The organism is Desulfovibrio sp. (genome assembly GCA_016208105.1).
Lineage (GTDB): Bacteria > Desulfobacterota > Desulfovibrionia > Desulfovibrionales > Desulfovibrionaceae > Fundidesulfovibrio.
This window is the reverse complement of sequence record JACQYS010000022.1, coordinates 72518-98485: the sequence shown is the minus strand read 5'-3', so window position 1 is coordinate 98485 and position 25968 is coordinate 72518. Positions and strand designations below refer to the sequence as shown.

At 59.4% G+C, this 25968-nt stretch carries 23 protein-coding genes; 11 read left to right on the top strand and 12 right to left on the bottom strand.

The genetic code is table 11. The annotated features are described in order from the left end of the window. Window positions 1–74: 74 nt before the first annotated feature. Complete coding sequence (locus HY795_13040; GenBank protein ID MBI4806154.1) at window positions 75–1412, bottom strand: MinD/ParA family protein; 1338 nt, start codon at window positions 1410–1412, stop codon at window positions 75–77. Continuing rightward, window positions 1409–4120, bottom strand: a complete 2712-nt coding sequence (locus HY795_13035) for an HDOD domain-containing protein (GenBank protein MBI4806153.1) — start codon at window positions 4118–4120, stop codon at window positions 1409–1411. The genes HY795_13040 and HY795_13035 overlap by 4 nt, the downstream gene beginning before the upstream one ends. Before the next feature lie 147 nt (window positions 4121–4267). Between HY795_13035 and HY795_13030 the strand changes: the two genes are divergently transcribed. Beyond that, the gene (locus HY795_13030) at window positions 4268–5728 is read left to right on the top strand and encodes a response regulator (protein ID MBI4806152.1); all 1461 of its coding nucleotides are present in this window, start codon (window positions 4268–4270) and stop codon (window positions 5726–5728) included. A gap of 69 nt (window positions 5729–5797) precedes the next feature. Here the strand turns inward: HY795_13030 and HY795_13025 are convergent, their stop codons facing one another. The 3 genes from HY795_13025 to HY795_13015 form a co-directional block, all read right to left on the bottom strand. Beyond that, window positions 5798–5959, bottom strand: a complete 162-nt coding sequence (locus HY795_13025; protein ID MBI4806151.1) for a rubredoxin — start codon at window positions 5957–5959, stop codon at window positions 5798–5800. A gap of 8 nt (window positions 5960–5967) precedes the next feature. Continuing rightward, complete coding sequence (locus HY795_13020) at window positions 5968–6462, bottom strand: rubrerythrin family protein (protein ID MBI4806150.1); 495 nt, start codon at window positions 6460–6462, stop codon at window positions 5968–5970. A gap of 92 nt (window positions 6463–6554) precedes the next feature. Further along, window positions 6555–7001, bottom strand: coding sequence for a transcriptional repressor (locus tag HY795_13015; protein ID MBI4806149.1), 447 nt, complete (start codon window positions 6999–7001; stop codon window positions 6555–6557). Between the two features lie 190 nt (window positions 7002–7191). Between HY795_13015 and purD the strand changes: the two genes are divergently transcribed. The 3 genes from purD to HY795_13000 all read left to right on the top strand — a co-directional run bounded on the left by purD (window position 7192) and on the right by HY795_13000 (window position 9970). Further along, window positions 7192–8472, top strand: a complete 1281-nt coding sequence (purD, locus tag HY795_13010; protein ID MBI4806148.1) for a phosphoribosylamine--glycine ligase — start codon at window positions 7192–7194, stop codon at window positions 8470–8472. Next, window positions 8469–8960: a 5-(carboxyamino)imidazole ribonucleotide mutase gene (gene purE / locus HY795_13005; GenBank protein ID MBI4806147.1), complete on the top strand. Its 492-nt coding sequence runs from the start codon at window positions 8469–8471 to the stop codon at window positions 8958–8960. Before purD ends, purE begins: the two co-directional genes overlap by 4 nt. A gap of 206 nt (window positions 8961–9166) precedes the next feature. Further along, window positions 9167–9970, top strand: coding sequence for a transporter substrate-binding domain-containing protein (locus tag HY795_13000; GenBank protein ID MBI4806146.1), 804 nt, complete (start codon window positions 9167–9169; stop codon window positions 9968–9970). On the opposite strand, the gene recJ is transcribed toward HY795_13000, so the two are convergent. From recJ to HY795_12965, 7 genes are all read right to left on the bottom strand, one after another. Further along, entirely contained in the window at window positions 9967–11661 is a 1695-nt protein-coding gene (recJ, locus tag HY795_12995) for a single-stranded-DNA-specific exonuclease RecJ (protein ID MBI4806145.1), read from the bottom strand. The two genes, HY795_13000 and recJ, sit on opposite strands and share 4 nt — an antisense overlap. 50 nt (window positions 11662–11711) lie before the next feature. Continuing rightward, window positions 11712–12575, bottom strand: coding sequence for an HDOD domain-containing protein (locus HY795_12990; GenBank protein MBI4806144.1), 864 nt, complete (start codon window positions 12573–12575; stop codon window positions 11712–11714). A gap of 8 nt (window positions 12576–12583) precedes the next feature. After that, window positions 12584–13453 (bottom strand): hypothetical protein, encoded by an 870-nt coding sequence (locus HY795_12985; GenBank protein MBI4806143.1) that lies wholly within the window; start codon window positions 13451–13453, stop codon window positions 12584–12586. Window positions 13454–13553: 100 nt separating this feature from the next. Beyond that, the gene (gmk, locus tag HY795_12980; protein MBI4806142.1) at window positions 13554–14180 is read right to left on the bottom strand and encodes a guanylate kinase; all 627 of its coding nucleotides are present in this window, start codon (window positions 14178–14180) and stop codon (window positions 13554–13556) included. Further along, on the bottom strand, window positions 14167–14430 hold the full coding sequence (locus HY795_12975; protein ID MBI4806141.1) for a DUF370 domain-containing protein: 264 nt from the start codon (window positions 14428–14430) through the stop codon (window positions 14167–14169). Before HY795_12975 ends, gmk begins: the two co-directional genes overlap by 14 nt. A 9-nt stretch (window positions 14431–14439) precedes the next feature. Next, entirely contained in the window at window positions 14440–15321 is an 882-nt protein-coding gene (locus HY795_12970) for a YicC family protein (protein ID MBI4806140.1), read from the bottom strand. 109 nt (window positions 15322–15430) lie between these two features. After that, complete coding sequence (locus HY795_12965) at window positions 15431–16702, bottom strand: MiaB/RimO family radical SAM methylthiotransferase (protein ID MBI4806139.1); 1272 nt, start codon at window positions 16700–16702, stop codon at window positions 15431–15433. 192 nt (window positions 16703–16894) lie between these two features. On the opposite strand from HY795_12965, the gene HY795_12960 reads away from it, so the two are divergent. The 7 genes from HY795_12960 (at window position 16895) to HY795_12930 (ending at window position 25915) form a co-directional block, all read left to right on the top strand. Further along, complete coding sequence (locus HY795_12960; GenBank protein ID MBI4806138.1) at window positions 16895–17572, top strand: EAL domain-containing protein; 678 nt, start codon at window positions 16895–16897, stop codon at window positions 17570–17572. 162 nt (window positions 17573–17734) lie between these two features. Continuing rightward, complete coding sequence (locus HY795_12955; GenBank protein MBI4806137.1) at window positions 17735–18139, top strand: MucR family transcriptional regulator; 405 nt, start codon at window positions 17735–17737, stop codon at window positions 18137–18139. A gap of 206 nt (window positions 18140–18345) precedes the next feature. Next, window positions 18346–18585 (top strand): hypothetical protein, encoded by a 240-nt coding sequence (locus HY795_12950; GenBank protein MBI4806136.1) that lies wholly within the window; start codon window positions 18346–18348, stop codon window positions 18583–18585. A gap of 729 nt (window positions 18586–19314) precedes the next feature. After that, window positions 19315–20766: an outer membrane homotrimeric porin gene (locus HY795_12945; protein ID MBI4806135.1), complete on the top strand. Its 1452-nt coding sequence runs from the start codon at window positions 19315–19317 to the stop codon at window positions 20764–20766. A gap of 301 nt (window positions 20767–21067) precedes the next feature. After that, entirely contained in the window at window positions 21068–22519 is a 1452-nt protein-coding gene (locus HY795_12940) for an outer membrane homotrimeric porin (GenBank protein ID MBI4806134.1), read from the top strand. Between the two features lie 188 nt (window positions 22520–22707). Then, entirely contained in the window at window positions 22708–23247 is a 540-nt protein-coding gene (locus tag HY795_12935) for a hypothetical protein (protein MBI4806133.1), read from the top strand. Window positions 23248–23515: 268 nt separating this feature from the next. Next, entirely contained in the window at window positions 23516–25915 is a 2400-nt protein-coding gene (locus tag HY795_12930; protein ID MBI4806132.1) for a glycosyltransferase, read from the top strand. The last annotated feature ends 53 nt before the right edge of the window (window positions 25916–25968 follow it).

The following is a 25968-nucleotide window of genomic DNA, read 5'->3' as shown; positions in this document are numbered from 1 at the left end:
CCTCCTCTCCCTTCACGGGATGGAGTAAGACCATAATACATCAAAGGCTTTTCGTCGAGGCCGCATCCGAAAAATCAGCGGGACCCGCCCGATTTTCCGGCGCATCTCCTGACGGCCACGGCCAGATCCTCCAGCTTGAAAGGCATGTCCATGATTTCCGTAGGGGCAATGCTGAATGTGGGCACGTCCTTGGATGCGACGCTGCGCACGTACACGTAGCCAACGTCGCCCAATTCCGCCAACCTGTGGCTTAACCCCGCCTGGTCCCCCCGCCAGTAGACCACCGCCGCGTCAGCCCGGCCGTCTCCCCGGGGATTCACCGCCAGGCCCGAGGAACCGAGGCTCTCGGACAATATCTCGCCAATGGAGTTGTCGGAGCTTATGACCGCCACCTGAACGGGGGGTGGCTGACTGACGGCGCTCCGGACGGAAGAACCACCCGTCTCCATGCAGCTCCTGACCTTGAGCAGGAGAGATTTGAGCTTTGCCACCGCCTGCGCATGGTCGGCCCCGCTGGCCCTGTCCAGGAAACCCGCCAGCTTGATCGCGGCGTCGAGGGATTGCAGGGCTCGCGCCGGTGGTTCCTTACGCCTGCCAAGCGGAGAAGATTCGCGCATCCGGATGACGGCACCCGCCATGAATGACGCGGGATCGGCCTGACCCGTCCCGTGGGGCAGCTTGGCCTCGTTAAGATTCTTGGCCAGCGTAAGGAGCGCGCGCCCGGCAGCGGATGCGGGATAAAGATCAACCAGAGGACGCTGCCTGGCTGCCGCGGCCGACATGTGTGCGTCCTGGGGAATATGCCCCAGATATCTTGCGTCCATTTTCAGGTATTTGGCCATGGCACCGCGCAATCTGGAGAATATCTCACCAGCGGCTTCCGCCGACTTGACCCGGTTGACCACCAGATAGGGGCTGCGCCGCAGGCCATTTTCAGAAAGTACCTTGAGCAGGGCGTAGGCGTCGGTGATGGAGGCCGGATCGGGGTTCACCACAACAAGAAGCTCGGGACAGGCCAGGCACAGGGATATCACCTGGCTCGATATGCCGGGGGAACCGTCCACAACCAGGAAGTCGTAGCCGGAAAGTTTTGCGAATTCCCCGGCCAAGGTCATGCGGGCGTCTCTGGAGAGATCCGCGAGCTTGGCCACGCCGGAGCCTCCTGGCACCACGTCCAGGCCCGGGGCCACAGGAAAGATGGCCTTTTCCATGGGCACGCCCTCGAACAGCACATGCTCGAGGGTGAGCTGCGGCGATATCCCCAAAAGAACATCCACGTTGGACAGCCCCAGGTCCGCGTCCAGCAGGCAGACCTTGCGCCCCATGCGCCCCAGGGCCAGGGAAAGGTTCACGGACACGCTTGTCTTGCCGGTCCCGCCCTTGCCGCTGGCTACCGACAAAATACGGCTCATGCCGTTGGCTCCGTGACCAGGAGTCTGGCCGCCTCGGCCAGCAGCGTCTCCACCTGGAAGGGCTTTCGCAGGCAGGCGGCAGCGCCCAGAGCCTTTGCCTGCTCTATTTCCTGCTCGCTGGCCAAACCGGTGAGCACGATCACCGGGGTGGCCGGTTCCACGAAACTGCCGGCCTCGCGCAGCAGGGCCAGCCCATCCCGGCTGGGCATGCGGATGTCCAAAATCATGAGCTGGTAGCGGTTCTTGCGTAAAAGGCCCAAGGCCTTCTCGCCATCCTCCGCCATCTCCACGCTGTATCCCTGGGATTCGAGCGATTCATGCAGGATATCCCGGATATGGCGTTCGTCGTCCACCACGAGCACGGCCCTGCGCTCGACCCGCCGGCCTTCCACTGGCGCAGCAGTCGGAGCTGGCCCGGACAGATCTCTCGGGAGAACAACGGTGAACACCGTGCCTTCTCCTGGAGTGCTTTCAACACTGATGCGGCCCTTATGGGCCTGCACGATGCCGTAGGCAGTGGAAAGCCCAAGCCCGGTGCCTTTTCCCTCCCCCTTGGTGGTGAAGAAGGGATCGAATATTTTCTCCAGATTCTCTTCTGGAATACCCTGGCCGGTATCAGCGCACGTGTACACCACGCAGTCGATTTCAGGCTTGTAGGCGAGCCCCACGGTCAGGGTTCCCGGCCTGCCTTCCATGGCGTGCTGGGCGTTGAGCACAAGGTTCAGAAGGACCTGCTCCACTTGCCGGCAATCCGCCCTGATATCCGGGACGGATGGGTCGTAGTGGCGAGCGACCGCAACCCCCTGGTTGCCGAGACTGCCTTCCATGAGCCCAAGCACCCTGTCCGCAATGTCCTTGGGGTTCATGGGCTCCATACGCGGAGCGGCTGGCCTGGCGAAATCCATGAGACTGCCCAGGATGGCGCTGATGCGCTCTATCTGCTCGACCATCTGGCGCAAGCCCTTTTTCTTGGATTCGTCCGTCTCGCGCATTTCCAGAAGCTGGGCGCGTGCGGAGATGATGGCCAGAGGATTGTTGATCTCGTGCGCCGCTCCGGCTGCCAGCTGCCCGACCGCAGCGAGACGCTGGGTTTTCAAGAGCTTGTCGTTCATCTCCTGCATGGAGCGCATCACCTGGGCCAGGCGCTCCGAGCGCAGCTCACAGCGCGCGACCAGCTCCAAACGGCGGAAGGCCTGCACCGCCAAATGGGCGAGCAGGCTCACGGCCGAGCGTTCCTCCGGTGCGACCGTCCGGTCGGCCGGAAGGTAAAAGAGCTCGCCAAAGGATGCGGCGCCTTCGGTAACACTCACCATGGCCAAGCCGTGCTGGAAATGAACGGGAGGTCCTTCCGGCCCTGCCAGCGCCGAAGCGCGTGTGCGGCAGCCGCTCAGGTGTGCGGCTATCTCTCGTGGCAATACCTGAATGAACTCCTTGGCCGGGGCCAGGCTCTCGTCCAGCAGGAGAGAAACGGGCCGCAGGCCCTCTCCAAAGCCCCAGAGAAATCCTTCCCCGTTCAGATGCTCCGGGTCCATGAGCAGAGCGGCGCCTCCGGGGGAGGCGAACCGGTCCTTGAGACAACCGGCCAGGGCAAACAGTATTCCCTGCACGGTATCCGCCTTGGTAATCTCCACACCGGCCAGGGCGACGCTGCGCAGGAACTCGGCATCGCGCTCAAGAACCGCGCTTTTCCCGGCTAACCCCACGTTAGCGGCGCCAAGACGCATGTTCGCCCGGCTTAACCCGTTGAAATAAAACGTTCCCGAGTCTTCGTGCAAATCAAACAGACCGGCGCGCTCGGCAAACATAGCGCCGATGCCGGCACGCACTTCCCCCAGGGCGGCCGGACTGTCAAAGCCAAGGCTGGCCGCTGCGCCAAGACAATCGGTATCCTGAGACATGCCGGGCAAGGTGCCCATGGCTTCGTGGGACAACCGGTCGGCCAGGTAAACGAGGAGGCTCACCATGGCCGGTTCGCCCGCTCCGAGCAGGGCGCTGGCGTGTTGATGATGCATCCAGGCGGCGTCGACCAGGGATTCGGGCAGCTTCCAGCGTTCAAGAAGCCATTTCCCGGCCAGGCAGTGGTCAGCCCCCAGGGCCTCCTGTTCAGCCTTGATGAGCCGCGGACCCACGAGGAATTCATCAGATAGGAGCTTGGCGTAGGCCTCGCCCTCAGCCGCGAGCAAGGCCAGCTTGCCGCAATCATGAATCAAGCCTGCCGTGAAAGCCGCCCCGGCGAGTTTCGGCCTGGATCGCTCGGCCAGTAATTTGGCCGCGCAGGCGCAGGCCAGGCTGTGCCGCCAGAATTCACGCACCACCGGGTCGCCGTTGTCGAATGTCTTGAAAAGCCCCTCGCGGACGCTCACGCACAAGGCCAACGTACAGACGGTTTCGGTGCCTAAAAGCATGGTCGCCTGGTGGATGTCGTCCACCTTTTCGGAACGGTTGAAACTGGCGGTGTTCGCCTGGCGAAGCACCCGCAGGGCGACGGCCGGGTCGGATTCGACGCACTCTATGAGTTCGTGCAGGTCGGGTGAGTCTTTGGTGGAAAGCGCCAGGATGCGTGAGGCTGACGCGGGAGCCGAAGGCAGATGCTCGATGCCTTCAACGAGCTTGCGCATCCTGTCCGCGGTTTTGTGTGGAAGGCCCTGGCGCATGGTCAGCCGGCTTACGTAAGCGGTTATTGGAAGAACATCCTGTTGGCCGGTCACTACATCATCCGAGGGCAAAAGCAAACCAACCCCGACAGGGAAGTACACCTATCACCCACTCTCCATTGACAAACTGGACAGATATGGTCGGAACGTATTACGTCATGTGCGCAAGGATTGGTTACATTCTTTAGCAGGGACGCATACATGACGGATCAGGTTAGACCTCGCATCATGCTGGTTGACGATGAACCTGACCTCCTCGACGTCTGTTCCGAAGCCCTGGCCGACCTTGCCTCCTCCATCGCCGTGGCGCGCAACGGGCTGGAAGCCATCTCCCTGCTTGAAAAATCCTCATTCGACCTGGTTGTAAGCGACCTGCGCATGCCCGGCGCCGGAGGCATGGATTTGCTCAAGGCCATGTCCACTATCGCTCCCGGCACGGACGTCATCGTCCTCACCGGTTACGGCACCATCGACAGCGCGGTGGAGTGCGTAAAGCTCGGGGCCGTGAACTATCTGCTCAAGCCCTTCAGGGTGGAGGATCTTCGGTCCGCGGTGACCAAGGCCATCGAGGAACGGGCCATGCGCCAGCATCAGAGCACAGCTTTCGGGCTCACCAGGATGCTGGCCTTAAATAACGCCATGACTTCGCAGCAGGACGCCCGGGCTCTTATCAAGGAATTCTTGACCCAGGTGAAGGCAGCCTTCTCACCGGACGGCATAGCCTTCTTCTTCAATGGGCCGAAAGATTTCGGCGCAGGCTCCCAGGCTCTCATCGGCCCTTACTTTCGCGAAAACCCCGGCGTCAGGACATGGTTTGAATCCCTGGCGGCGTCCCTGGCTGAGAAAGGCCGGCCCATGCTCTTGGAGGAACACCTCCTGCGCGAGGCGTTCGGGAAGAACGGCAATGGCGGGCACACCCCCTCTTCCGCCATCGGCGTGCCCATGAACGGTCCGGAAGGAACCCGCGGGGCTGTGGTGGCTTTGCGGGCCATCGGCAGCCAGCCCTACACCTTGAGCGAACTCAACCTGCTCACACTTTTTTCCGCCCACGCCTCCCTCTGCTTTGAAAGCCACCGGGCCTGCGCCCGCTTAAAATCAGTCAACGACGAGATCGTCTTCTCGCTGGTGCACGCAGTGGAGGCAAAGGACACGTACACCCGCGGCCATTCCGAACGGGTGAGCCGATTCGCTGCCAAGCTCGCCAAGGCGCTTGGGCTCAGCCAGAAAGAGATCGACCTCGTGCGTACCGCGGCCGTGCTTCACGATATCGGCAAGATCGGCGTTCCAGACAGCATCCTCAACAAGCCCGGCACACTAAGCCCCACTGAGCAACCCCTCATGCGCCAGCATCCCGCTATAGCGCGAACGATTCTCGGCAAGGTGGAAAGCTTAACGGACGCCCTCCCAATCGTGTACCACCATCATGAGCGCTTCGACGGTTCCGGCTACCCGGACAGGCTGGCAGGCGACAGGATACCGTTTCTGGCCAGGCTGGTGAGTGTGGTGGACGGATTCGAAGCCATGACCTCGGACCGCGCCTACCACAAGGCGAAAACCATTGGCACGGCCTCAGGCATTCTGGCCAACGGTGCAGGCACCCAGTGGGACCCGGACATCGTGGGCACGTGGCTCACCTTGGTGGAGAATCACGGCCCGCTTTGATACACATACAATGAAAAAAGCCCCAGGCTCTCGCCTGGGGCTTTTTTGTATCAGGGCCGACGAGTAACGTTACTCCCCAACCTTTTCGAAGTATTCCTTTTCAGCGGCGCACTTGGGGCAGAGCCAGTCGTCAGGCACCGCTTCCCAGGGCGTGCCGGGATTGACGCCGTGCTCAACGTCTCCCTCCGCCGGATCGTACACGTAGCCGCAAGGGCATTCCCATTTGTCCATGATATCTCCTAGCCTACACTATAAAAGGCTTTTGCCGCCGCCTGGCACACCGGGCACTTGTCCGGGGCGTGATCCTCACAGGTATAGCCGCACACCGAGCAGATGTAGTATTCGGTCGACTTGAGTCCGGCGGGATCCGCCAGGGCTTTCTCGTACAGGGCCGCGTGGATTTTTTCCACTTCGTTGGCAAAGCGGAAGGACCGTTCGGCCTGCTTGTCGCCTTCGGCCTGGGCCTCTTCGATCATCTTGGGATACATGTTCTTGAATTCGTGGGTTTCACCCTCGATGGCGGCCTTCAAGTTGTCCACCGTGCTGCCCACGCCTTTCAGCACATGCAGGTGGGTATGCGCATGAACAGTCTCGGCCTCGGCTGTGGCTCTGAAAAGCTTGGCCACCTGCTTCAAGCCTTCCTTGTCGGCCTGCTTGGCGAATGCCAGATATTTGCGGTTGGCCTGGGACTCCCCGGCAAAAGCTTCTTGCAGGTTCTCTTTAGATTTCGACATGATGCCTCCGTATCAGGATTAAAAATGATTTAAGAATTATTCTGAATATAAGTGTAAACCAAAACAACAGTTGTGGTCAAGGCTCATAAAAATCAGGAGATCTGTCTGCTGTCGTTCAAGCAGACGTGGCAAACACCCCGCACCACTACGCGCCTGTCCGCCACGTGCCCCAAGGACTCGGAATCGTCCGGAAGCACGAGCTGGTCGAATTCATCCCAGAGAAAATCGTAGATGGACCGGCACCGGGAACAAACGAAATGATGGTGCGGGCTGGTATCGGCATCGAAGCGCCCCTGGTCACCTGTAACCGGCACCCGCATGATGAGCCCCAGTTCGTCGAAGGTGGAGAGCGTGCGGTACACCGTATCCAGAGAAATGGTCGGCAACCTGCGGCGAACACGCCCGAACACCGTCTCGGCGCTGGGGTGGTCCTTCGCACCGACAAGTTCCCTCAGGATTTCGAGCCGCTGATGCGTGAGGCGCAGCCCCTTGTCTTGGGAAATGGTCTTGAACTTGTCCAGCGCGGAATCAAAGTCCATAACCATGGCTTGAGTCTGCAACATGCAAAACCTCGTTCTGGAACGGATGTTTTTCAGATAGCTCACTTGTTGTCTAAGTCAAGGGTAAATCGTAATGAGACGCATTAAATAAGCTACCCTGAAAAGGCCGAAGGTTTGATTTCAGGCTCCACTTGCGCTACCCCACGCCTGACCAAACCAAGGAGCGCACATGAATGTCCTGCTGGTTGGCTCTGGCGGCCGTGAGCACGCCCTTGCCTGGAAACTCTCCCAAAGCCCCCTCGTAACGAAACTCTATACGGCTCCCGGCAATGGTGGCACCGCCCTCGTTTGCGAGAACGTTCCCCTTGCCGACACCGACGTCCCCGGGCTGGTAGCCTTTGCCAAGGCCAATTCCATCGGCCTGGTGGTCGCCGGACCTGAGGCCCCTCTGGTGGCTGGCCTGACCGACGCCCTGACGGAAGCGGGCATCCACTGCTTCGGCCCTGATGCGTATTCGGCCCAGCTGGAGGGCTCCAAGGCGTTCGCCAAGGACATCATGCGCCTTTCAGGCGTTCCCACCGCGGACTATCAGGTGTTCACGGAGCACCAGGCCGCCAGGGAACATATCCTAGCGAGACCCGTGCCCATGGTGGTCAAGGCCGACGGCCTTGCCGCCGGCAAGGGCGTGGTGGTTGCCAAAACGCGGGAAGAGGCGCTCGAAGCCCTGGACGACATGATGGTTAGACGCGTGTTCGGCCCGGCCGGTGACAAGGTGGTGGTGGAGGACTGCGTTGTGGGTGAGGAGGCCTCCTTCCTGGCGTTTTGCGACGGTGAGACCGTAGTGCCCATGCCCTCCTGCCAGGACCATAAAGCCGTTGGCGAAGGCGACACCGGGCCCAACACCGGGGGAATGGGCGCCTACTGCCCGGCCCCTGTCCTGCCCGACACCGAATGGGAGCGCATGGCCGCACTCACCATCACCCCCATCGTGCGGACTCTGGCCGAAAAGGGTCACCCGTTCAAAGGCATCCTCTACGCCGGGCTCATGATGACCAAAGACGGCCCGAGTGTTCTGGAATACAACGTCCGCTTCGGCGACCCCGAATGCCAGCCCCTGCTCATGCGCCTGGACTCGGACATCGCCCAGGTCATGCTCGCCTGCGCCAAGGGAGAACTCAAGCCGTCCATGGTCTCCTGGAGCCAGCGGACCGCGCTGTGTGTGGTGGTTGCCGCCAAGGGATATCCCGGCACCTACCCCAAAGGCATGGTCATACAGGGATTGGACAAAGCGGAAGAGACCGAAGGGGTCAAGGTGTTCGTGGCCGGAGCCTCTTTGGACAACGGGGTTCTGAAAACCTCTGGCGGGCGCGTGCTCGGAGTCACGGCCTTGGGAGACTCCCTGGCCCAGGCCCAGGCCAACGCCTACGCGGCGGTGGACAAGGTCTTTTTCGAAAACGCCTACATCAGGCGCGACATAGGCGCGAAAGGCATCAAGAGGTCGCAACAATGAACAAAGTAGCCATCTTCATCGGTTCCATATCGGACAAGGACGTCATGCAGCCCTGCTCCGACGTTCTCACCGAGCTCGGCATCGCTCATCTCTACACGGTAACCAGCGCCCACCGCACCCCGGACCGCACCGAGAAGCTCATCCGCGAGCTGGAAGCCCAGGGTTGCCAGGTATTCATCTGCGCGGCCGGCATGGCGGCCCACCTGGCCGGAGCCGTGGCCGCCCGCACCGTGAAGCCCGTACTGGGTGTTCCCGTTACCGCTTCGGCCCTGGGCGGAATGGACGCCCTGCTTGCAACGGTTCAGATGCCGCCGGGCTTTCCTGTGGGCACTCTGGCCCTGGACAAGGCGGGGGCTCGAAATGCCGCCTGGATGGCCGCCCAGATCCTGGCCCTTGGCGACAAGGAGCTTGAAGGCAAGATCCGAAAGGCCAGGGAAGGATTCGTTGCCGGTGTGGAAAAAGCCGCCAGGGAACTGGAAGGCAAATAGCTATTCGCCGGGCCGGTGCGTGAACAGTGCCGGTCCGGCTTCTCCTCCTCACGAATACTCGCCCATCGTGTCCCCTCATCCGCTGAAAAGAGATTGCGGGCAACCCCGCTCGGACGTATTAGCTTGCACTAGTCGCTTAATGACTGATGAAAGCTGTACGCGGCATCCGGTTCGCCGCGCCCTGTATCGATTCCACGAGGTGGGTCATGGCACGTCCAACACGAGTGGTGACCTCGATCTTCATCCTCACCGCCTTGTTCTGGGCCACGGCTGAGGCGAAGACCTTCACTGTTCTCACCGGTGAATGGCTCCCCTACACCTCCGAGAGTCTGGAGTGCGGGGGCCCAATGGCGTGCGTTGTCAAAGAGGCCGTTGCAGTGTCCGGCCATACGGTACTACTGGAATTCGTCCCCTGGCGGCGAAACGAGCTTGAGGTGCTGAGCGGAGCGGCTCTCGCGACATTTCCCTGGTCGAGAACCAGCGCGTTCGAAAAGAACTGTTACGCATCCACCCCACTCGGCAACCACCAGATGGCTTTCTTCTATCTCGAGAAAAAACTGCCCGGATGGAATTTCACAACTCTGGAGGAACTGAAGAAACACCGCATCGGAGGATCAAGGGGCTACGCGTACGTGGAGATTTTCGAAGCGGCCGGTATCCAGGCGGATTACGCACAGGACGTGGAGAAATCGTTCGTCAAGCTCTTCACGGACCGGGTGGACCTTGTTGTTGAGAACGAAATAGTGGGATGGGCTGTTCTTGAAAAGAACCATCTGGAACTGCTCGACCAGATCGCTGTGGCCAAGACCCCTCTTTTCGTGAGACCGCTTCACGTCATGGTTTCGAAAACACACCCGGATGGGGTGGAATTCCTGGAAGTCCTCAACCGGGGGCTTGCCCTGCTCAAACAATCCGGTCGACTCGATGTAATTGGTGGGTACGGCGTTATGGCGCCCGCCGGAAAACCTCCGGTTCAAAAGAATACCGGAGAGAAACAGCAGGCGAACTAGCCGTTCGCCCAGTCTTTCACCCTGAGTTCCACGCTGGCTAGACCGTTGTAGGTGTCCAGACGCGGAGTGAAGGCCAGCCGCACCTTCTTTCCCTGCATTTCTGGGCCGATTTCTCCCGCCATGCGCCAGGCCTTGGCGCGCAACGTGACTTCCGCATCCTCGTCCCGGACGTCCAGCAGCACATGGTTGGCTCCGAAAACCCGCCTGGCTTTGACGTTTAATGACGCCGAGCTGAACACAGGCTCCGGGTTGCCGCAACCAAAGGGACCGAGCAGATCGAGTTCCTTCAAGAGCTCCTGATGGATCTCCTTGAAGGAGAGTTCTCCGTCCAGGCGAAGCGTCGGGGTTGGATTGGCCTGCCCCAACTGGACCTGCACCGCCTGGCGGAAAACCTCCCGCAGGCAGTCGAGGTTCTCCGGCGCCAGGCTCAAACCAGCGGCCTGATGGTGGCCGCCGTAGGCCAGCAGGAGATCCTGGCAGGAGACCAGCGCGGCGTGCAGGTCCACCTCCGGGATGGACCGGCCGGACCCCTTGAGCTTGCCGTTGTCGGCGGTGATTATAAGCGTCGGCCTGTAATGGGCGTCCACCACTCGCGACGCCACTATCCCGATGACGCCCTGATGCCAGTGCGGGGCATGCAGAACCATGGCGGGCTGGCCGGACTGGGCATTGGCCTGTTCCATGGCCTCGGAGGAAATGGCGTCTTCCTCCTGGCGGCGCTTGGCATTGAATTCGTCCAGGGTCTTGGCCAGCGGGCGGGCCGTCTCGAGATCAGGCGCCAGCAGAAGGGCCAGAGCCTCGCCAGCGTGGCCGAGCCGCCCTGCCGCATTAATGCGCGGAGCCATTCCAAAAGTGACCTGGCTGGCCTCGAGCGGCGCCCTGGGGTAGTAGCCGGAGGCCTCCTTGAGTGCGAACACGCCCGGGCGGCTGGCCTCGGACAAAAGCAGAAGACCGTTTTTCACCAGTATCCTGTTCTGCCCGGTAAGGCTCACCACGTCGGCCAGGGTTCCCATGGCCGCCAGGTCGAGGAATTGGCGGATGTCCACAGGATCGCCCGGCAACATCTTGTTGAGGGCCGCTGCCAGGAAAAAGGCCACGCCGACCCCGGCCAGGTCCCGCCCGGGACCGTCGGACAGCTTTGGGTTGGCCACTGCCGCGGCATTGGGCAACTGAGGTCCGGGCAAGTGGTGGTCCGTGATGACAAGTGTAAGCCCGAGCTCGCGGGCCCGTTCAGCTTCCTCCACGGCGCTGATGCCGCAATCCACGGTGAGCACGACCTCGGTGCCCGATGAAGAAAGCTTCTCCAACCCCCTGATGCTCAGTCCATAGCCATCCTCAAGCCGGGCCGGGATGTAATGCCCGGCCGGGAAGCCTCTGCGCCTGAGAAAATCAACCAGAAGGGCCGTGGCCGTGACTCCGTCCACATCGTAGTCGCCCCATATCGTGAGTTTCATCCCTGCCTCGAGAGCCTGGGCCAGAGCCCGGGCAGCGTCAGCCAGTCCGGGTATCGCCTCCGGAGGCATGAGGTGGCGAAGCCCCGGACTGAGAAACATGTCCATGTCCTCGACGGAAGTAAGCCCCCTGTCCCAGAGTAGTCCTGCCAGACGGGGAGAGACGCACAGCGACACCGCCCAGTCCCGCAGACATTCCGGGGGAGGGGAACTAGCGCGGGGACGCCACGTTTTACGCACGAATGACTCCTTGGCAGAGGGATGTTGGAGGGACTTGGTCCTCCGGGCGATCAGGCGGCCAGGCCGGAAGCGAAGATGCCGGGATCGAACTGTTGGAGCAAATCCTTGACCTGTTGGAGGATATCAGAATCGCTTAAATGAAATTTTGCAAGCACTTCCTGCCACGGGCAGCCGACGTAGCCTTTCGGATCGTTGACCACATGCGCCATGGCGTCCGCCACGCACAGGACCAAAGCCTGGCGGCGGTGGCCAGGTGAGTGCATGGGGGCGTGATGCCAGTTGACCGGTTCGATGAGATCGCCCGGGAGGTTCCAGGTTCCCATGACCATGGAGCCGATCATTCCATGCTCAATGCCCCAGTGTTCTTCCTCTGCCTCGGAATATGGGATGTGCTTGGCCAGGGTGAGGGCCTGGATGGCCCGCCAATCCTCGGCTGAGTGCAGAGCGGTGAGGAGCTTGCCCAGATCGTGCAGAATGCCCGCGGTGAACAGGTTGTCCCCGTCGAGGCCCCCCATGAGCGGGGCGAGATGCCGGGCGATGAGAGCCACGGAAAGCTGGTGCTCCCAATACTCGTCCACTTTGAATTCCTGGGGGAAGTGCTTGCTCTTGGTGAGAGCCTTCACTCCCACGGCAAGCACCAGGGCGCGCACTTCGTTGAGTCCCAGAACGGCAATGGCCCTGGACACTGTGGTCACTTCCTGTTGCAGCCCGTAGAAGGCCGAGTTGGCCATGGTCAGTATCTTGGCAGTGAGGCCCTGGTCACGGCTTAAGGTCTCGGCTATTTCGTCCAGCGGTGTCGAGGAGTTTTGCCCGGTCTGGCTGTAGAGCGTGGTGAGAAGCGCGGGCGAATAGGGCAACTCATGCCTGAACCCCGGCAGGTCGAGCAGGAATTGCTGGCCGCGCTCATCACTCATGGATCGGCTCAGACGTCGAAGGAGACCGTGGAAGAGGCGCCGGACGAAGGAGATTCTCCGGGCAGAAGTTCCCTGACGCCCGGGAGGTCGGCTGAGATCTTGTTCTGATCCACCAGATACTTGATGAAGCGTTTGGCCTCGGTCAGTTCGGGATTGAGCTGGAGCGCCTTTTTCAAATACTCCAGGCAATCCATGGAGCTTTCCTGGTCAAAAAAGACCCTGGCCATGTTGTAGTAGAGGTTTTCGTCCGAATCGGTGAGGCTTTCGGCCTTGCGGTAATAGTCGAGGGCCTGGTCGAGCATCTTGTTTTTACGCAGGCTGATTCCAAAATCGTTGAACAGGTGCTTGTGCTCGGATTCGAACGCGGCGTCCAGGCGGACCAGCCGCTCGAAAATGTCGTTGGCCTTGTGGGCCTCTCCCCGGTCCAGATAGGTGAGCCCCAGGCCGAAGTTGGCCTTCACGTTTTCTTCGTCCACTTTGAGGGCTTCGTTGAACTCAAGTTCCGCACTGAAGATTTCGCCTTTCTCGCGGTGGCGCTCTCCCTTCTGTATGGTGCGCGAAAGCTCCTGAAGTTTGGGGTAGACTGTTGAGACGTAAAACTCAGGTTCCGGAGCGAACTTGGCAAGAAGATCTTCTATGGTGATCTTTCGTTTGGGTCCGGACGGGATGTAATTCTTGTTGAGCGGCTGGATCTCCAGCAGATTCTCTTCGATTTCGTCCGCGAACCAATAGGTTTTCTGGATGGTTTTGCGCGTGGTGGTTCCTGTCCCCACCTTTTGAATGGATTGTGTGGAAAAGATACCCTTGATTTTCTCCCTGGGACGAAGAGGAGGTTTCGGGGCCTGGGAAGTGTCTTCAGTGTTCTCGAATTCGCTCATGGCCGAGCTCCAAAGGAGTACCCGCAATCGCAAGATGCACTACGCGTGTATTTAAAATAGCCTGAACCGCAACATTGCGCAAGAGCGGAGGAACCTTCCATTATGCCCCCCACGAATCAAGTATCGACCTCAGCACTCCCGGGTGAAGAACAGGCCTGGCTCTTTCGGCGAGATACACGGCCCGGAGCTCATCATAGGCCTTTTCCAACACGTCGTTGACGATGATGTGGTCGAACCATTCCGCTTGCTCGATCTCGGCTTTTGCATTGGCGATGCGTTTGGCGATGGTCTCAGGTGAATCGGAACCACGTCCAGTCAACCTCTTTTCCAAATCCTGGCGGGATGGCGGCAGTATGAACACCGTTCTCCCCATGTCCAGGTTGCCCCGCAAGGCCCTAGCGCCCTGAACGTCGATGTCGAAGAGAACATCCCGGCCGGCTTCGAGCATGTCCAGCACCCCTTGTTTGGGAGTGCCGTAGTAATTGCCGTGCACCTGCGCCCATTCCGCAAAAGCGTCCGCCTCGATTCGCTCCTTGAACTGCTCCACCGTAAGGAAATGATAGTCCTTGCCGTCGATTTCTCCCGGGCGGGGAGAGCGCGTCGTGCAGGATATGGAGAATCCGGCCTGTGGGAACTCGGCAAGCAACCGTTTGATCAGCGTGCTTTTTCCCGTGCCCGAGGGCGCGGTGATGATGAGCGCGAATCCAAGACGGTTACTTGACTTCATCGTCCTCGTCCTGGCTGAAGCGTTGCGAGATGGTTTCGGCCTGGATGGCGGACAGGATGACGTGCCCCGAATCGGTTATGATGATGGAACGGGTTTTTCGTCCCTGGGTGGCGTCCACCAGGCGCTGAGACTCCTTGGCGTCCTCGCGCAGACGGCGCATGGGTGAAGAGGACGGATTGAGGATGGCCACAACCCGGGAATTGATCACATAGTTGCCGAAACCGATGTTCAAAAGCCCTGTTTTCTGCACTGGAGCACCCTACTCGATGTTCTGAACCTGTTCGCGGCATTTTTCCAATTCCGACTTGAACTCCACCACAATCCGGCTGACCTCGATGGACTGGGCCTTGTTCCCGCAGGTGTTGATCTCCCTGAATGCTTCCTGAAGTAGAAAATCGAGCCGCTTGCCCACGTCCCCTTCCTGCCCCAAAAGCTCGCGAATCTGGTCCAAGTGGCAGCCGAGCCGGGTCAGTTCTTCTGTCACGTCGAGCTTGTCGCTCATGACCGCCACTTCCTGGAGGATGCGGTCCTCTGCGGTGTCTACCCCGAGCTTTTCAAGAACCGACGTCAGGCGGGTCCTAAGCGACTGGAATTTCTCTTCCTTCACCTTGGGAGCCAGGAGTTTTATGTCCGCATGCCAGGCAACGAGTTTGGTCAACCGCCCCAGTATATCCCCGGCCAGCAGGCCGCCTTCCCGCAATCTGGCAGCGCTCAAATCCTCAAGGGCCTGGGACAGCCCAGAGGTGAGCGCTTCCATCAACTCTTCGGGAGCGTCCTTCATTCCTTCCTGCCACAGGTGCGAGATGGTCAGCAGGCGGGTGTAGTCCGGCACGAATGAGTGCCCCATCTCTTGCGCCAGATCCGATACTGAACGCAGCATGGCCATGGCCATGGGCTTGTTCAGGGCGACGTCCAGGGCCTCCACCTTATGGGGCTGGAAGTTGCAGATAACCTCCAGACGGCCGCGTTCCACATAGCGGCGGACCACTTTTTCAAGATCGGACTCGCTGGCCCGCAAAAAAAGGGGCAGACGCCATTTGAGATCCAGATAGCGGCTGTTTACCGAACGGGCCTCCCAGACAACGCTGGCGTACGGGTTTTCCGTGATGGAACGGCCGAAGCCGGTCATGCTTTTGGGCATTGGTGTCTCGCAATCCGCACTCACCTAAGTGAGTGTGGCGGTTCAATGTTTCGTAAACATATTTAAATAGCCCCTCATACACCATTCGTAAAGGGCTCGGGGCCGGGATTCACATTCCGGAAGGCACGACCACGAGAGAATCCCTGTCCGTTTTCACAGGCCGCACCGCCATGAGCCCTCCCGGTCGCACTGGAGACGGGCCTTCCAATCTGCATTCGACATAATACTCGCTCACCCCGGTTCCCGGGTGTTCCCGCTCAACGGCCATGACCAGCCCGGGAAGGCGGGAGCACTCCTCAAGAAATCTCCGTTCCAGATCATCCGTGCGCGCGCGCAACCTGGCTGCCCTCTCCTTCTTCAACTCTTTTGGGAGCTGATTCTCATATTTTGCTGCGGGCGTGCCAGGGCGGCGGGAGAAGGGGAATACATGGGCGTAACTCAACCGGGCTTCTTCACAGAAATCCAGGGTGGCCTCGAACGCTTCCGCGGACTCCCCCGGAAAGCCGGTCAAGAGGTCTGCCCCTAAGGCGAAGATGGGCCATGAATTCCTGAGCGAACCCAGAAATTTCAGCACCGCATCCGGATCGTAATGGCTTCGCCCCATGGCCGCGAGCACCTCCGGCGACGCGCTCTGCATGGAAAGATGCAGATGCGGGCAAACCATTTTCGCACAAGAAAGCACGTCGAGAGCTTTGGGGCCCAGCATGCCCGGGTCCAGCGAAGAAAGCCGGAGCCTGGCTTTCCCTTCCCACGTCGGCGCCAGAGCGGATTCCAACCGGACGAGCATGTCCCAGAAATCTCCGACATCATTGCGGAACTGGCCGAGATTGATGCCAGAGAGAATCAACTCGCGATACCCGGCCTCAAGCAGCCTGGAAGCTTCCTCCGCGATATCCCTGAATGGCCTTGAACGGGCTGGCCCCCTGGCGCGGGGAACGATGCAGTAGGTGCAGCAGTGGGAGCAGCCGTCTTGAATCTTCAGTATCGGGCGCGCCCTGTTGAATCGCGATATCGAAAATCCCGGCCACCCCTGGGCATTCGTCCCCTCAGGGGACTTCGGCCAGCACAGGAGGTCCGATTTGCGCGGCTGGAGAATAACGGCTTCCACTCCGGGAAGATCCGCGAACGCGGAAGCATCGATTTGTGAAGCGCATCCGGCCACAAGAACGCGTGCCCCGGACGCCTCCCGACCCGCCCTGCGCACCGCCCCGCGGCTGTCGGCCACGGCTCCCGCGGTCACGGCGCAGGTATGCACAAGCACAACCTCCGCCTCCGCCTGCCTGGCCGTTTCCCGCCACCCTCTGGCTTGCCATGCCTCTCGTATGGATTGGGATTCGTATTGGTTGATTTTACATCCGAGGGTTTGAATAAAAAACCTCATGCGTTCTTCCTAGCGTATTCGTCCTTTGGGGTGAAGCGCCGCAGCAGTCCTGAATACAGGACTAAATCCCGCATGAAGGACCCCTAGACCCCATATACAGGATTTCAAGGAACAGAAATGGAGGATGCGAAACCTAACGCACTGACATAATACACTTTTAGCCGGGGGCACGCTTATTGATATATACTGGATATGGACTTAACCAAATATACACCGGCGACAGATATCGTGCACGATGGCCGCACCTTCCCGTTGCGACCTCTTTACGAACTTGAAAACGGAACCCTGGCGGCCGTTGAACTCGCTTTTGAGAACAGCTTCTCATCCGAAACGCAAAAGCTCGCGGCCATCAAAAAGGTCCTTCACAACAGGCGTGGCATTCTTCACCCAGGAGCGTTCCTTTGTGTTTCTTTAGGAGGAGAAGAACTTGCCGACCCCAAGTTCCCTTCGGATATATCCGGAATTTGTGATAAAATTGGAATTTCTCCAGCCAATCTGGGTCTCTTTTTCCCGGACGATTCCTGCCTGAAACTCGGGTTGCGAGCCTTGGACCAGTTTCTCACCCTGAAGCGGTTTGGTTTTCGCCTCGGGCTCGACATCGTCAGCCTGGAATCCCTGCCTGCGCTGTTCGTCGAGCGGCTTCCTGCCGATGTATTGCGTCTTGACCCCCTTGACTCCTTAGCTCTGGACGAAGACCCGCAATCCCAGCGCGACATCCTCGATTTCGTTGCATTCGCAGCAAATCTTCTCATGACTCCTGCCGCGCGCGGAGTGAGCAGCCATATGCAGCTCAGCAAGCTCAAAAGCATGGGCATACGTATTGGGCAAGGCCCTCTTTTCTCCGGTCAAACCGCACACACCCCATCATAGTTTCGGCCGTTCCTGAATGGCTGCACTTCTTCTCCGACTCCAAACCTAATACAGAATCGATTGCATTAGGTTCAACAAAACAATTTACAAATTAGAGTATTTCGCTATTGTCCCCTCCGCCTGCTTCGGCAGATATGTAGTACCCGGAATTAAGGAGAGCGCATGGACGACTATCTGAAGGAAGCCCTGGAGATTGTCAGGGCGCAAGCCAAAGTAAGGGTCATGACTGCACCTGAAATCGTGACCATGGTTCAGAACCTTGTGCGGGGCCTCAAGGCCGTCATGCAGGGAACAAGCATGGCTCCAACATCGGAAAGCAATGCCGCAAAGGCGGGTGACGCAAAGAAAGCCATCCGCGAGAAGACCATCATTTGCCTGGAAACCGGCAAGTCCATGAAGGTAATAACCAAACGCCACCTGGCAAAGCTTGGCCTTACCCCCGACGAATACCGCGCGAAATGGGGCTACGCCAAGGACACCCCGCTGGTATGCAAAGAATTGCAGCGGGCACGCCGAAACAAGATGCAGGACATGCGTCTCTGGGAGCGCAGGAAAAAGGCATCGTAAACACTTGCTGGTCTGCCCGGCCTAGCCTGGCACAACGGACGCAGCCGTGCGCCCCGGCGGGATCTCCCGTCCGGGGCTTTTCTTTTATGCGCCCCAGTCCGGGCGATTGCAGGAATCAATTCTTTCTTCTTTACATGTTCAACATGCTGTGAAACAAAATAGGAGATGAAAAAGTCGTTCTCCCGCGCCGGAGCTGGAGGTGGACCATGACCAGACGATTCGACCCATCGCTTCTCTATGCCGAATGCCGTTGCTGCAAAGCTCCCGTACTCAAGACATCAGACCCCAGGGAGGATTTGCTGTGGATGGGCATCCCCCCCGAAAGCCTTGGTGCCGACTGCCTGCTCCTCTATGAGTGCTGTCCGAACTGTTCGCCGGGGAAACAGGTCTATGAGCCGCGCTTCATTCGCCTTGGCAGGAAGGATCTCCATCGCGGGGCGCACTAGCGGGACACTGGGCCGTCAGTTTTCCGCACAACGCAGCCGGTTCATTGAGTGCGGTTATTAATTGTTTCCCTGCTCCTCCAACATATTCTGATCCGGCCTTGGAGCGTCAGGAAGGATTCAAAATACCGCCTGACCCTCAGTGAAGAACCCGTAGACCACTATCGGTTTCAGCAGCAGTGATTTTGTCCTCAATTTTATATCCAGTTTTTTTATCCAAAGTGGAGTGCCACTCCTGCGAAACCGTTGCGAAGACGGTTTCGGAGAAGACGTGCATCCGGCAGCTCCTTAGTAAACTCTGTAATAATTGATTAATAATTATTGTCTAGACATGGCGTGGAAATGATTGGAAAAAGCGGCAAGCCAATCGCCACTCTTTTTTAAAAAGAGACTGCGTGTCGATATCCAGCTACAATAACACACTTTCAGACAATACTCTGCGTTCCATTTCCCGCGCTTTATAACAAAAAAGTAAATTTATTTTGGCTTGCCTTGGAGAATGTTTCACTTTACACACATTTTGGCTGTGTTACGATTATAAGTTTCGGTCGGGGTGGGGCTTCGGCTCCCGGCGCTGCGCCAAGCGTCGATTCCAATCCCGGCACAGCCAGGGCATGGGGGGAGGCCCCTCGGTTCCGGTTCCGGATTTCCGCGGGTGGCGGCTTCCCTTCCTGTACCATGCCTACCGGCTAAGGTGGTTTTTATACAACTTGAGGAGGAGGAAATCCCATCATGAAACGCATTCTTGCATTGGTCATGCTTGTCAGCATGGCCTTCGGCGCGGTTGCCGCTTCGGCAGCCACCGAGATCAAGATGACGGGTGACGCCCGCATCTACGCGAACTACTGGTCCAAGTACAACTACACCGGCTGGAACTACAACGGCAGCCAGACCTACGACTCCCTTACCATCTGGGAGCGTTTCCGCCTGCGCACCGACTTCATCGCCAACGAGAACCTGAAGTTCCGTTTGGGCATCCGCGTGAACGACACCACCTGGGGCGGCGGCACCTTCACCGTTGACAACCCGGCCGTCTCCATCCAGGTCTACCAGGCCTACATGCAGTTCAAGTGGCCCAACACCCAGGTTGAGTTCCACATTGGCCTTCAGAACTTCGACCTGCCCCTCTCCGCCGAGTGGCTGGGCTCCAACCCCGTGTTCGGCGGCACCCGCGCCGCTGCGGCCATCGTGTCCATCCCCGTGGTGGAACAGCTGAAGATCGTGGCCGGCTTCGCCCGCTTCCTGGATAGCAACAAGGACTTCGACCCCACCACCACCCAGGTGCCCGACGAGTTCGACGGCTACTTCATTACCCTGCCCATCACCCTGGACGGCTTCAGCGCCACCCCCTGGGGCATGATCGCCGTGGCTGGCCGCAACGCCAACTACGGTGGAACCTGGGTCGGCAACGGCGGCCCCAACACCAACGAGACCCTGGCCACCAACCTGTTCTCCGCCGGCACCTACGCCGCTCCCACCGGCTTCAAGAACGGCCAGAACGTGTTCTGGTGGGTTGGTTCCTCCTTTGCCGTCACCGCGCTTGATCCCTTCAAGTTCTACGCCGACATCGTGTACGGCGAGGGCAATGGCTCCGACCGCGGCAAGAACAAGCGCGCCGGTCTGTTCTTCGACGTGGCCGCCGAGTACACCGGCTTCGACAAGGTGACCCCGCAGCTGACCTTCTGGTACTCCACCGGTGAAGACAGCTCCACCCGCAACGGCTCCGAGCGCCTGCCCGGCGTCGTCAACTACTGGGGCCCCTCCAACTCCTTCCTGTTCAACACCAACCAGGAGCTGAACTTCGGCCAGATGCCGACCAACTCCATCGGCAGCTGGGGCTTCGTGTTCGCCCTGGACAAGATCAGCTTCATCCAGGATCTGTCCCATCGTCTGACCTTCACCTACGCCCGCGGCACCAACTCCCCCCGTGCCCTGCGTACCGCCAACCTGCTGACCGGCACTGGCACCTACGTCATGATGGGCCGCGACCTGACCACCAACGAGTACGCGATGGGCATCAACTTTGACCATCAGTACAACATCTACGAGAACCTGGCCCTCATCCTCGAGACCGGCTGGGCTCACGGTGACTTCGAAAGGTCCGTCTGGGGCCGCCGCATGGTGAACGCCTCCCAGAACGGCGACGCCTGGAAGTTCGCTCTCGGCCTGAAGTACCGCTTCTAATAGTCCGAGCATCCGCATTGCATACGGCCGGGGTTCGCCCCGGCCGTTTTTTTTCAAAGCCGAGCCGTCCTGAAAGAAAACGCACTCCCTTTCTCGAAACATCGAGCCGACACTTGAGGCAAGTCTCTGGCTGAGCATCCTCATTCTAGAGCAATCAGGTTGGCCTCGCGTTACCGATAGTGTTCTCATCCAGTACTTTTTTTCTTCGCCCTCGTTTGACACTGAAAATCAATATCATTTAGTTCTCCGATCCGGGTGGCAGTACCTGCGCCCCGTGTGTTCACATAAAGGAGGAATTGATATGAAACGTCTTCTGGTTCTGGCATTGCTTGTCAGTGTCCTCTCGACGGCAGCTTTTGCGTACGCCGCCACAGAGGTGAAAATGACCGGCGATGTCCGCATCCACGCAAACTGGTTTCCCAAGCAGAACTACACCGGCTGGACCGGCGACGGCACCCAGACCGCCGATTCGTTTACCATCTGGGAGCGTTTCCGTCTCCGCACCGACTTCATGGCCAATGAAGATCTCAAATTCCGCCTGGGCATCCGCGTCAATGACGCCGCCTGGGGCCACGGCACCATGACCGTGGACAACCCGGCCGTTTCCATCGATGTCTATCAGGCCTTCCTTCAATTCAAATGGCCGGGCACTGACGTCGAATTCACCATAGGCAAGCAGCCCTTCACCGTAGCGCACAGCTCCTTCTTCGCCGGCAGCTCCATCATCCTGGACACTGAAGTTGCCGCGGCGGTTGTCAACATTCCCGTGGTGAAGGACGGTTTCGCCATTCAGGGGGCCTTCTTGCGGCTGCTCGATTCCAACAAGGACTTCGACACGACCACCCAGCAGGTTCCGGACGAGTTCGACGCCTACTACCTGAGCCTGCCCATAACCGTGGAAGGTTTCAGCGCAACCCCCTGGGCCATGCTGGCCGTGGCCGGACGCGCCGCGGACTATGCGGGCACCGAGGTGGGCGGAGCAGGTTCCTACAACAGCACGCTGGCCACCAACCTCTTTTCGGCCGGACAGTTCGCTCTCGATCCCGCCAGCAGCCGCAACGGCCAGAACGTGTTCTGGTGGGCTGGCGGCGCTTTCGAAGTGACCGCTCTCGATCCGCTGAAGTTCTTCGCCGACGTCATCTACGGCGAAGGCAACGGTGCTGATCGCGCCAAGAATCGCCGCAAAGGCCTTTTCGTGGACCTGGCCGCCGAGTACACCGGCTTCGACGCCCTTACCCCGCAAGTGGCCTTCTGGTGGTCAACCGGTGAGGACGATTCACTGCGCAACGGTTCCGAGCGTCTGCCGCAGCTCGTGCCCGCCTGGGGAACCAGCACTTCCATGCTGTTTGACTCCGACCAGGCTTTTGTCTCCAACTCCATGGGAGTCAACGCCGTGGGCAGTTGGGGCTTCTCCGCCTCGCTCAACAAGGTCAGTTTCATGAAGGATCTGACCCATCGCCTCACCGCCGCCTACGCACACGGAACCAACTCCAGCCGCGCGCTGCGCACCGCCAACGAAATCCTGGGAGTCGGCGGGTTCTACCAGATGGGTCGCGACCTGACCGTCAACGAGTACGTGATCGGCGTGAACCTGGACAACACCTACGCCATCTATGACAATCTGGCCCTCATGGCCAATTTCGGGTGGTCGCACGGCGAATTCGAGCGTTCTGTATGGGGGCGCCGTTTCGTGAACCAGGCCAACAGCGGCGACGCCTTCCTGGCCGTTTTGGGCCTGCAGTACAAGTTCTAGACTCTCTTTTCATTCATAGGTGGCGGCTGGAGAAAGCCTCTGGCCGCCATTTCATTCGACCTGCTGATCAATCCGCCGCGTGCAGCTCATTCAGCACCGGCGATATGGGCCTCAGCTCCGGGCTGCACATCCACAACCATCCCTGGCCGGGCTTGCCACTCCACTGTCTTTCGGAGTATCGGCCACGCATGTTCACAAGAAGCCTGAGTAAGACACGCCGGTCAGGGAGCATCCTTCTGCTGGCACTGTTCGCCGTCGCTCTCTCCGGGTGCGCCAAGCTCTCCGCCTCCCATTTGCAGATCAAGCCCTGGCAGGACGGCGGCAGTCAAAAGCTCTACGCGAAGTTCATGCACTTCGACTTCCAGACAGCTCCCCACGATGGGGCCTTCCAGGTAAAGGGTTCGGCCTGGCCGATTAAAGAAAACATACCCGTTTGGGCCGACTCCGTGGACAACCTTTCCCTGGCCGTCTACCTATGCGACGAACACGGGAACGTGCTGGCCACCAGTTCCAAAAACTACCCCACCCAAAAAATCACATCCGCTGGTTTTCCGTTCGATTTCACCCTGAAGCACGGCAATCCCCCCTCCGGCGGTTTTTTTGTGAGCTTCGGCTATGGAGCCATGTTCACTGCCTCCAAGCCGCCGGCAGCTGGGGGCCAGGGCAGCGGGCCCATTGCCAACAATTACGTGTTCTTCGCCAACGAACAGGCCGCCCTCAAGAAGTAACGCCACGGCTTCGTCACAACCCCGCCTTCATGCGTCACGCAATTTGTAGCGTGCCGTAACACCATCCGCGCCTCCAGCTGGTATTTCCCTCGAAACAACGGGGGTTGCCACGTAATGGACGAATCAAACACAAAAGCGCGGTATTTGGGATGAGGCAGAACTTCTGCCCCCTTGCCTTTGCCCTGCCGGGCCGCGTGCCACACCGCAGCCAGCAAATCGGCCTTCACCGGCCGATTTTTCTTTTTCCAAACAAGCCAGGAGACGCGTCATGAAGATCGACGTTCACGTCCATTCAAAATACTCCACCCGGCCCTCCCAGTGGTTTCTCCAGAAGCTGGGCTGCCCGGAAAGCTTCACCGAACCCAAGCGCCTCTACGAAATCGCCAAGCAGCGCGGCATGTCCATGGTCACCATCACGGACCACAACACCATCGCAGGCTCGCTTGAGATTGCCCATTTGCCGGGCGCTTTTGTAAGCGAAGAGATCACCAGCTATTTTCCGGAAGACGGATGCAAAGCGCACGTGCTGGCCTTGAACATCACGGAGGCACACCACACCGACATCCAAAAAATACGGGAAAACATCTACCACCTGGTCCCCTACCTGCGGGAACAAAAAATCACCCACGTCCTGGCCCATCCGCTTTTCGGGGTGAACGACAAGCTCACGCCCTGGCATTTCGAAAGAATGCTGCTTCTATTTTCGAATTTCGAGCTCAACGGCACACGCGACGCTTTCCAGAACAACATCCTCAAAGACATCCTGGATCACTTGTCCCCCAAGGTCATCGAAACTCTGGCCGATCGCCACGGCATCGAGCCCTTTGGGAAAACTCCCTGGATAAAAAGCATCACCGGGGGGTCGGACGACCACAGCTCCGTCAACATTGCCAGCATGTACACCCACGTGCCCGGCGCAACGGACCTGAAGGACTTCCTTGCCGGTGTCGACCACGGTGCATCAAGGCCCTGCGGCCGCCCCGCATCACCTAAAACCATGGCCCACAACCTCTACGCCATCGCCTACCAGTTCTATAAATCCAAGTTCGGCCTGGACCGTTACGTGGACAAGGACGTGTTCCTCACCTTCATGGACCGCTTCCTCTCAGGCGATCCCCACCGCAAATCCGGCATGATCTTCGCCCTGCAATCCCTGTGGTCCGGGATGAAGCGCAAAACGCGCAAGCCCGGCTCGGATTCCCTGCCGGAACTGTTGCGCCACGAAGCGGAAAACCTGATCCATGAAGACAAGGCGCTCTATTCCCTGGCCAAAAGCGGCTTGTCTTCCAACAAGCCGCTCGAGGAGGATTGGTTCAGGTTCGTGACCAGGGCATCCAACAAGGTCCTCGCCAGTTTCGGAGACAGGCTGATGAACCAGCTCTCGGGCGCCAACGTGTTCGACATCTTCAACGGACTGGGTGCGGCGGGCGCCCTCTACACCGTCCTGGCCCCCTACTTCGTGGCCTACACCGTCTTCACCAAGGACCGGGCACTCTGCCGTGACACCCGCTCCAAACTGCGCGGTGAAAGCGGAGACAGCCAGATCAGGGTGGGCCACTTCACCGACACTTTCCACGACGTCAACGGAGTGGCCTTGACTCTGAAAATGCACGTGAACATGGCCCACAAGCACGGCAAGGAGCTCAAGGTGGTCACCTGTTCCTGCGCAAACGGCGAAGAGATGCCCGGTGTGCGCCATTTCACGCCCATAGGCAGCTGTGAACTGCCCGAATACCCGGGCCAGACCTTCCACTACCCGCCTTTTTTGGAAATGCTCGAGTACGTGTACGAACAGGGATTCACGCACCTGCACTCCGCCACCCCAGGTCCCATAGGGCTTGCCGCCCTGGGCATCTCGCGCATTCTGAAGCTTCCCATCTACGGAACCTACCACACCGCGTTCCCGCAATACGCCAAGGTGCTCACCGGCGACGACGCCATGGAAGAGCTGATGTGGAAGTACATGCTCTGGTACTACAACCAGATGGACAAGGTGTTCGTGCCTTCCCAGGCCACTGGCGACGAACTGGCCGCCAAGGGGATCGCGCCCGAGAAGATAACCCTGTTCACCCGGGGCGTGGACATCGAGCGGTTCACGCCTGCCAAAAGAAACGGAACCCTCAAGCGCTACGGTTTGGAATCCGGCGTAACCCTGCTCTATGTCGGCCGCATCTCCCGGGAGAAGAACCTCCACCTGCTTGCGGACGCGTATCTCTCGTTGCGTAAGCAACATGCCAACGTGAACTTGGTCATTGCCGGAGACGGGCCCTACACAAAGGAAATGAAACGTTCCCTTGCCGGGCGAGGGGCAGTGTTCACCGGCTATATTCAGGGCGAGGAACTGGCCAGCCTCTACGCTTCCTGCGATCTCTTCGTGTTTCCCAGCACAACGGACACCTTCGGAAACGTCGTGCTGGAGGCCCAGGCATCGGGGCTGCCCGTTATCGTCACCGCCCAGGGCGGCCCCAGGGAGAACATTGAAGCTGGCCACACCGGCCTGGTGTTGGAGAGCGTAAGCCCGGAGAGCCTTGCCCAGTCCATGGGAGAGCTGGTGCGTGACGAACCGCGGCGCCTGCGCATGAGCAGGGCCGCGCGTGCTGCCATGGAAAAGCGTTCATTCGATCTGGCCTTCATGAAAACCTGGGATTTGTATCAATGCGCCTGCTGACGAGTCCGATTCGTGCTTCGTAGGGCAAGACAACTCGCACAATGGTCTCCGCC

Bases quoted from the DNA above. Each gene is read 5' to 3' on its own strand.
- gmk (MBI4806142.1), bottom strand. From the start codon at position 14,180: ATGAAGTCAAGTAACCGTCTTGGATTCGCGCTCATCATCACCGCGCCC.
- HY795_12970 (MBI4806140.1), bottom strand. From the start codon at position 15,321: ATGCCCAAAAGCATGACCGGCTTCGGCCGTTCCATCACGGAAAACCCG.
- purD (MBI4806148.1), top strand. From the start codon at position 7,192: ATGAATGTCCTGCTGGTTGGCTCTGGCGGCCGTGAGCACGCCCTTGCC.
- HY795_13000 (MBI4806146.1), top strand. From the start codon at position 9,167: ATGGCACGTCCAACACGAGTGGTGACCTCGATCTTCATCCTCACCGCC.
- HY795_12930 (MBI4806132.1), top strand. From the start codon at position 23,516: ATGAAGATCGACGTTCACGTCCATTCAAAATACTCCACCCGGCCCTCC.
- HY795_13040 (MBI4806154.1), bottom strand. From the start codon at position 1,412: ATGAGCCGTATTTTGTCGGTAGCCAGCGGCAAGGGCGGGACCGGCAAG.
- HY795_12945 (MBI4806135.1), top strand. From the start codon at position 19,315: ATGAAACGCATTCTTGCATTGGTCATGCTTGTCAGCATGGCCTTCGGC.
- purE (MBI4806147.1), top strand. From the start codon at position 8,469: ATGAACAAAGTAGCCATCTTCATCGGTTCCATATCGGACAAGGACGTC.
- HY795_12940 (MBI4806134.1), top strand. From the start codon at position 21,068: ATGAAACGTCTTCTGGTTCTGGCATTGCTTGTCAGTGTCCTCTCGACG.
- HY795_13020 (MBI4806150.1), bottom strand. From the start codon at position 6,462: ATGTCGAAATCTAAAGAGAACCTGCAAGAAGCTTTTGCCGGGGAGTCC.
- HY795_12955 (MBI4806137.1), top strand. From the start codon at position 17,735: ATGGACGACTATCTGAAGGAAGCCCTGGAGATTGTCAGGGCGCAAGCC.
- HY795_12950 (MBI4806136.1), top strand. From the start codon at position 18,346: ATGACCAGACGATTCGACCCATCGCTTCTCTATGCCGAATGCCGTTGC.
- HY795_13025 (MBI4806151.1), bottom strand. From the start codon at position 5,959: ATGGACAAATGGGAATGCCCTTGCGGCTACGTGTACGATCCGGCGGAG.
- HY795_12965 (MBI4806139.1), bottom strand. From the start codon at position 16,702: ATGAGGTTTTTTATTCAAACCCTCGGATGTAAAATCAACCAATACGAA.
- HY795_13015 (MBI4806149.1), bottom strand. From the start codon at position 7,001: ATGGACTTTGATTCCGCGCTGGACAAGTTCAAGACCATTTCCCAAGAC.
- HY795_12985 (MBI4806143.1), bottom strand. From the start codon at position 13,453: ATGAGCGAATTCGAGAACACTGAAGACACTTCCCAGGCCCCGAAACCT.
- HY795_12935 (MBI4806133.1), top strand. From the start codon at position 22,708: ATGTTCACAAGAAGCCTGAGTAAGACACGCCGGTCAGGGAGCATCCTT.
- HY795_13030 (MBI4806152.1), top strand. From the start codon at position 4,268: ATGACGGATCAGGTTAGACCTCGCATCATGCTGGTTGACGATGAACCT.
- HY795_12960 (MBI4806138.1), top strand. From the start codon at position 16,895: ATGGACTTAACCAAATATACACCGGCGACAGATATCGTGCACGATGGC.
- HY795_12990 (MBI4806144.1), bottom strand. From the start codon at position 12,575: ATGAGTGATGAGCGCGGCCAGCAATTCCTGCTCGACCTGCCGGGGTTC.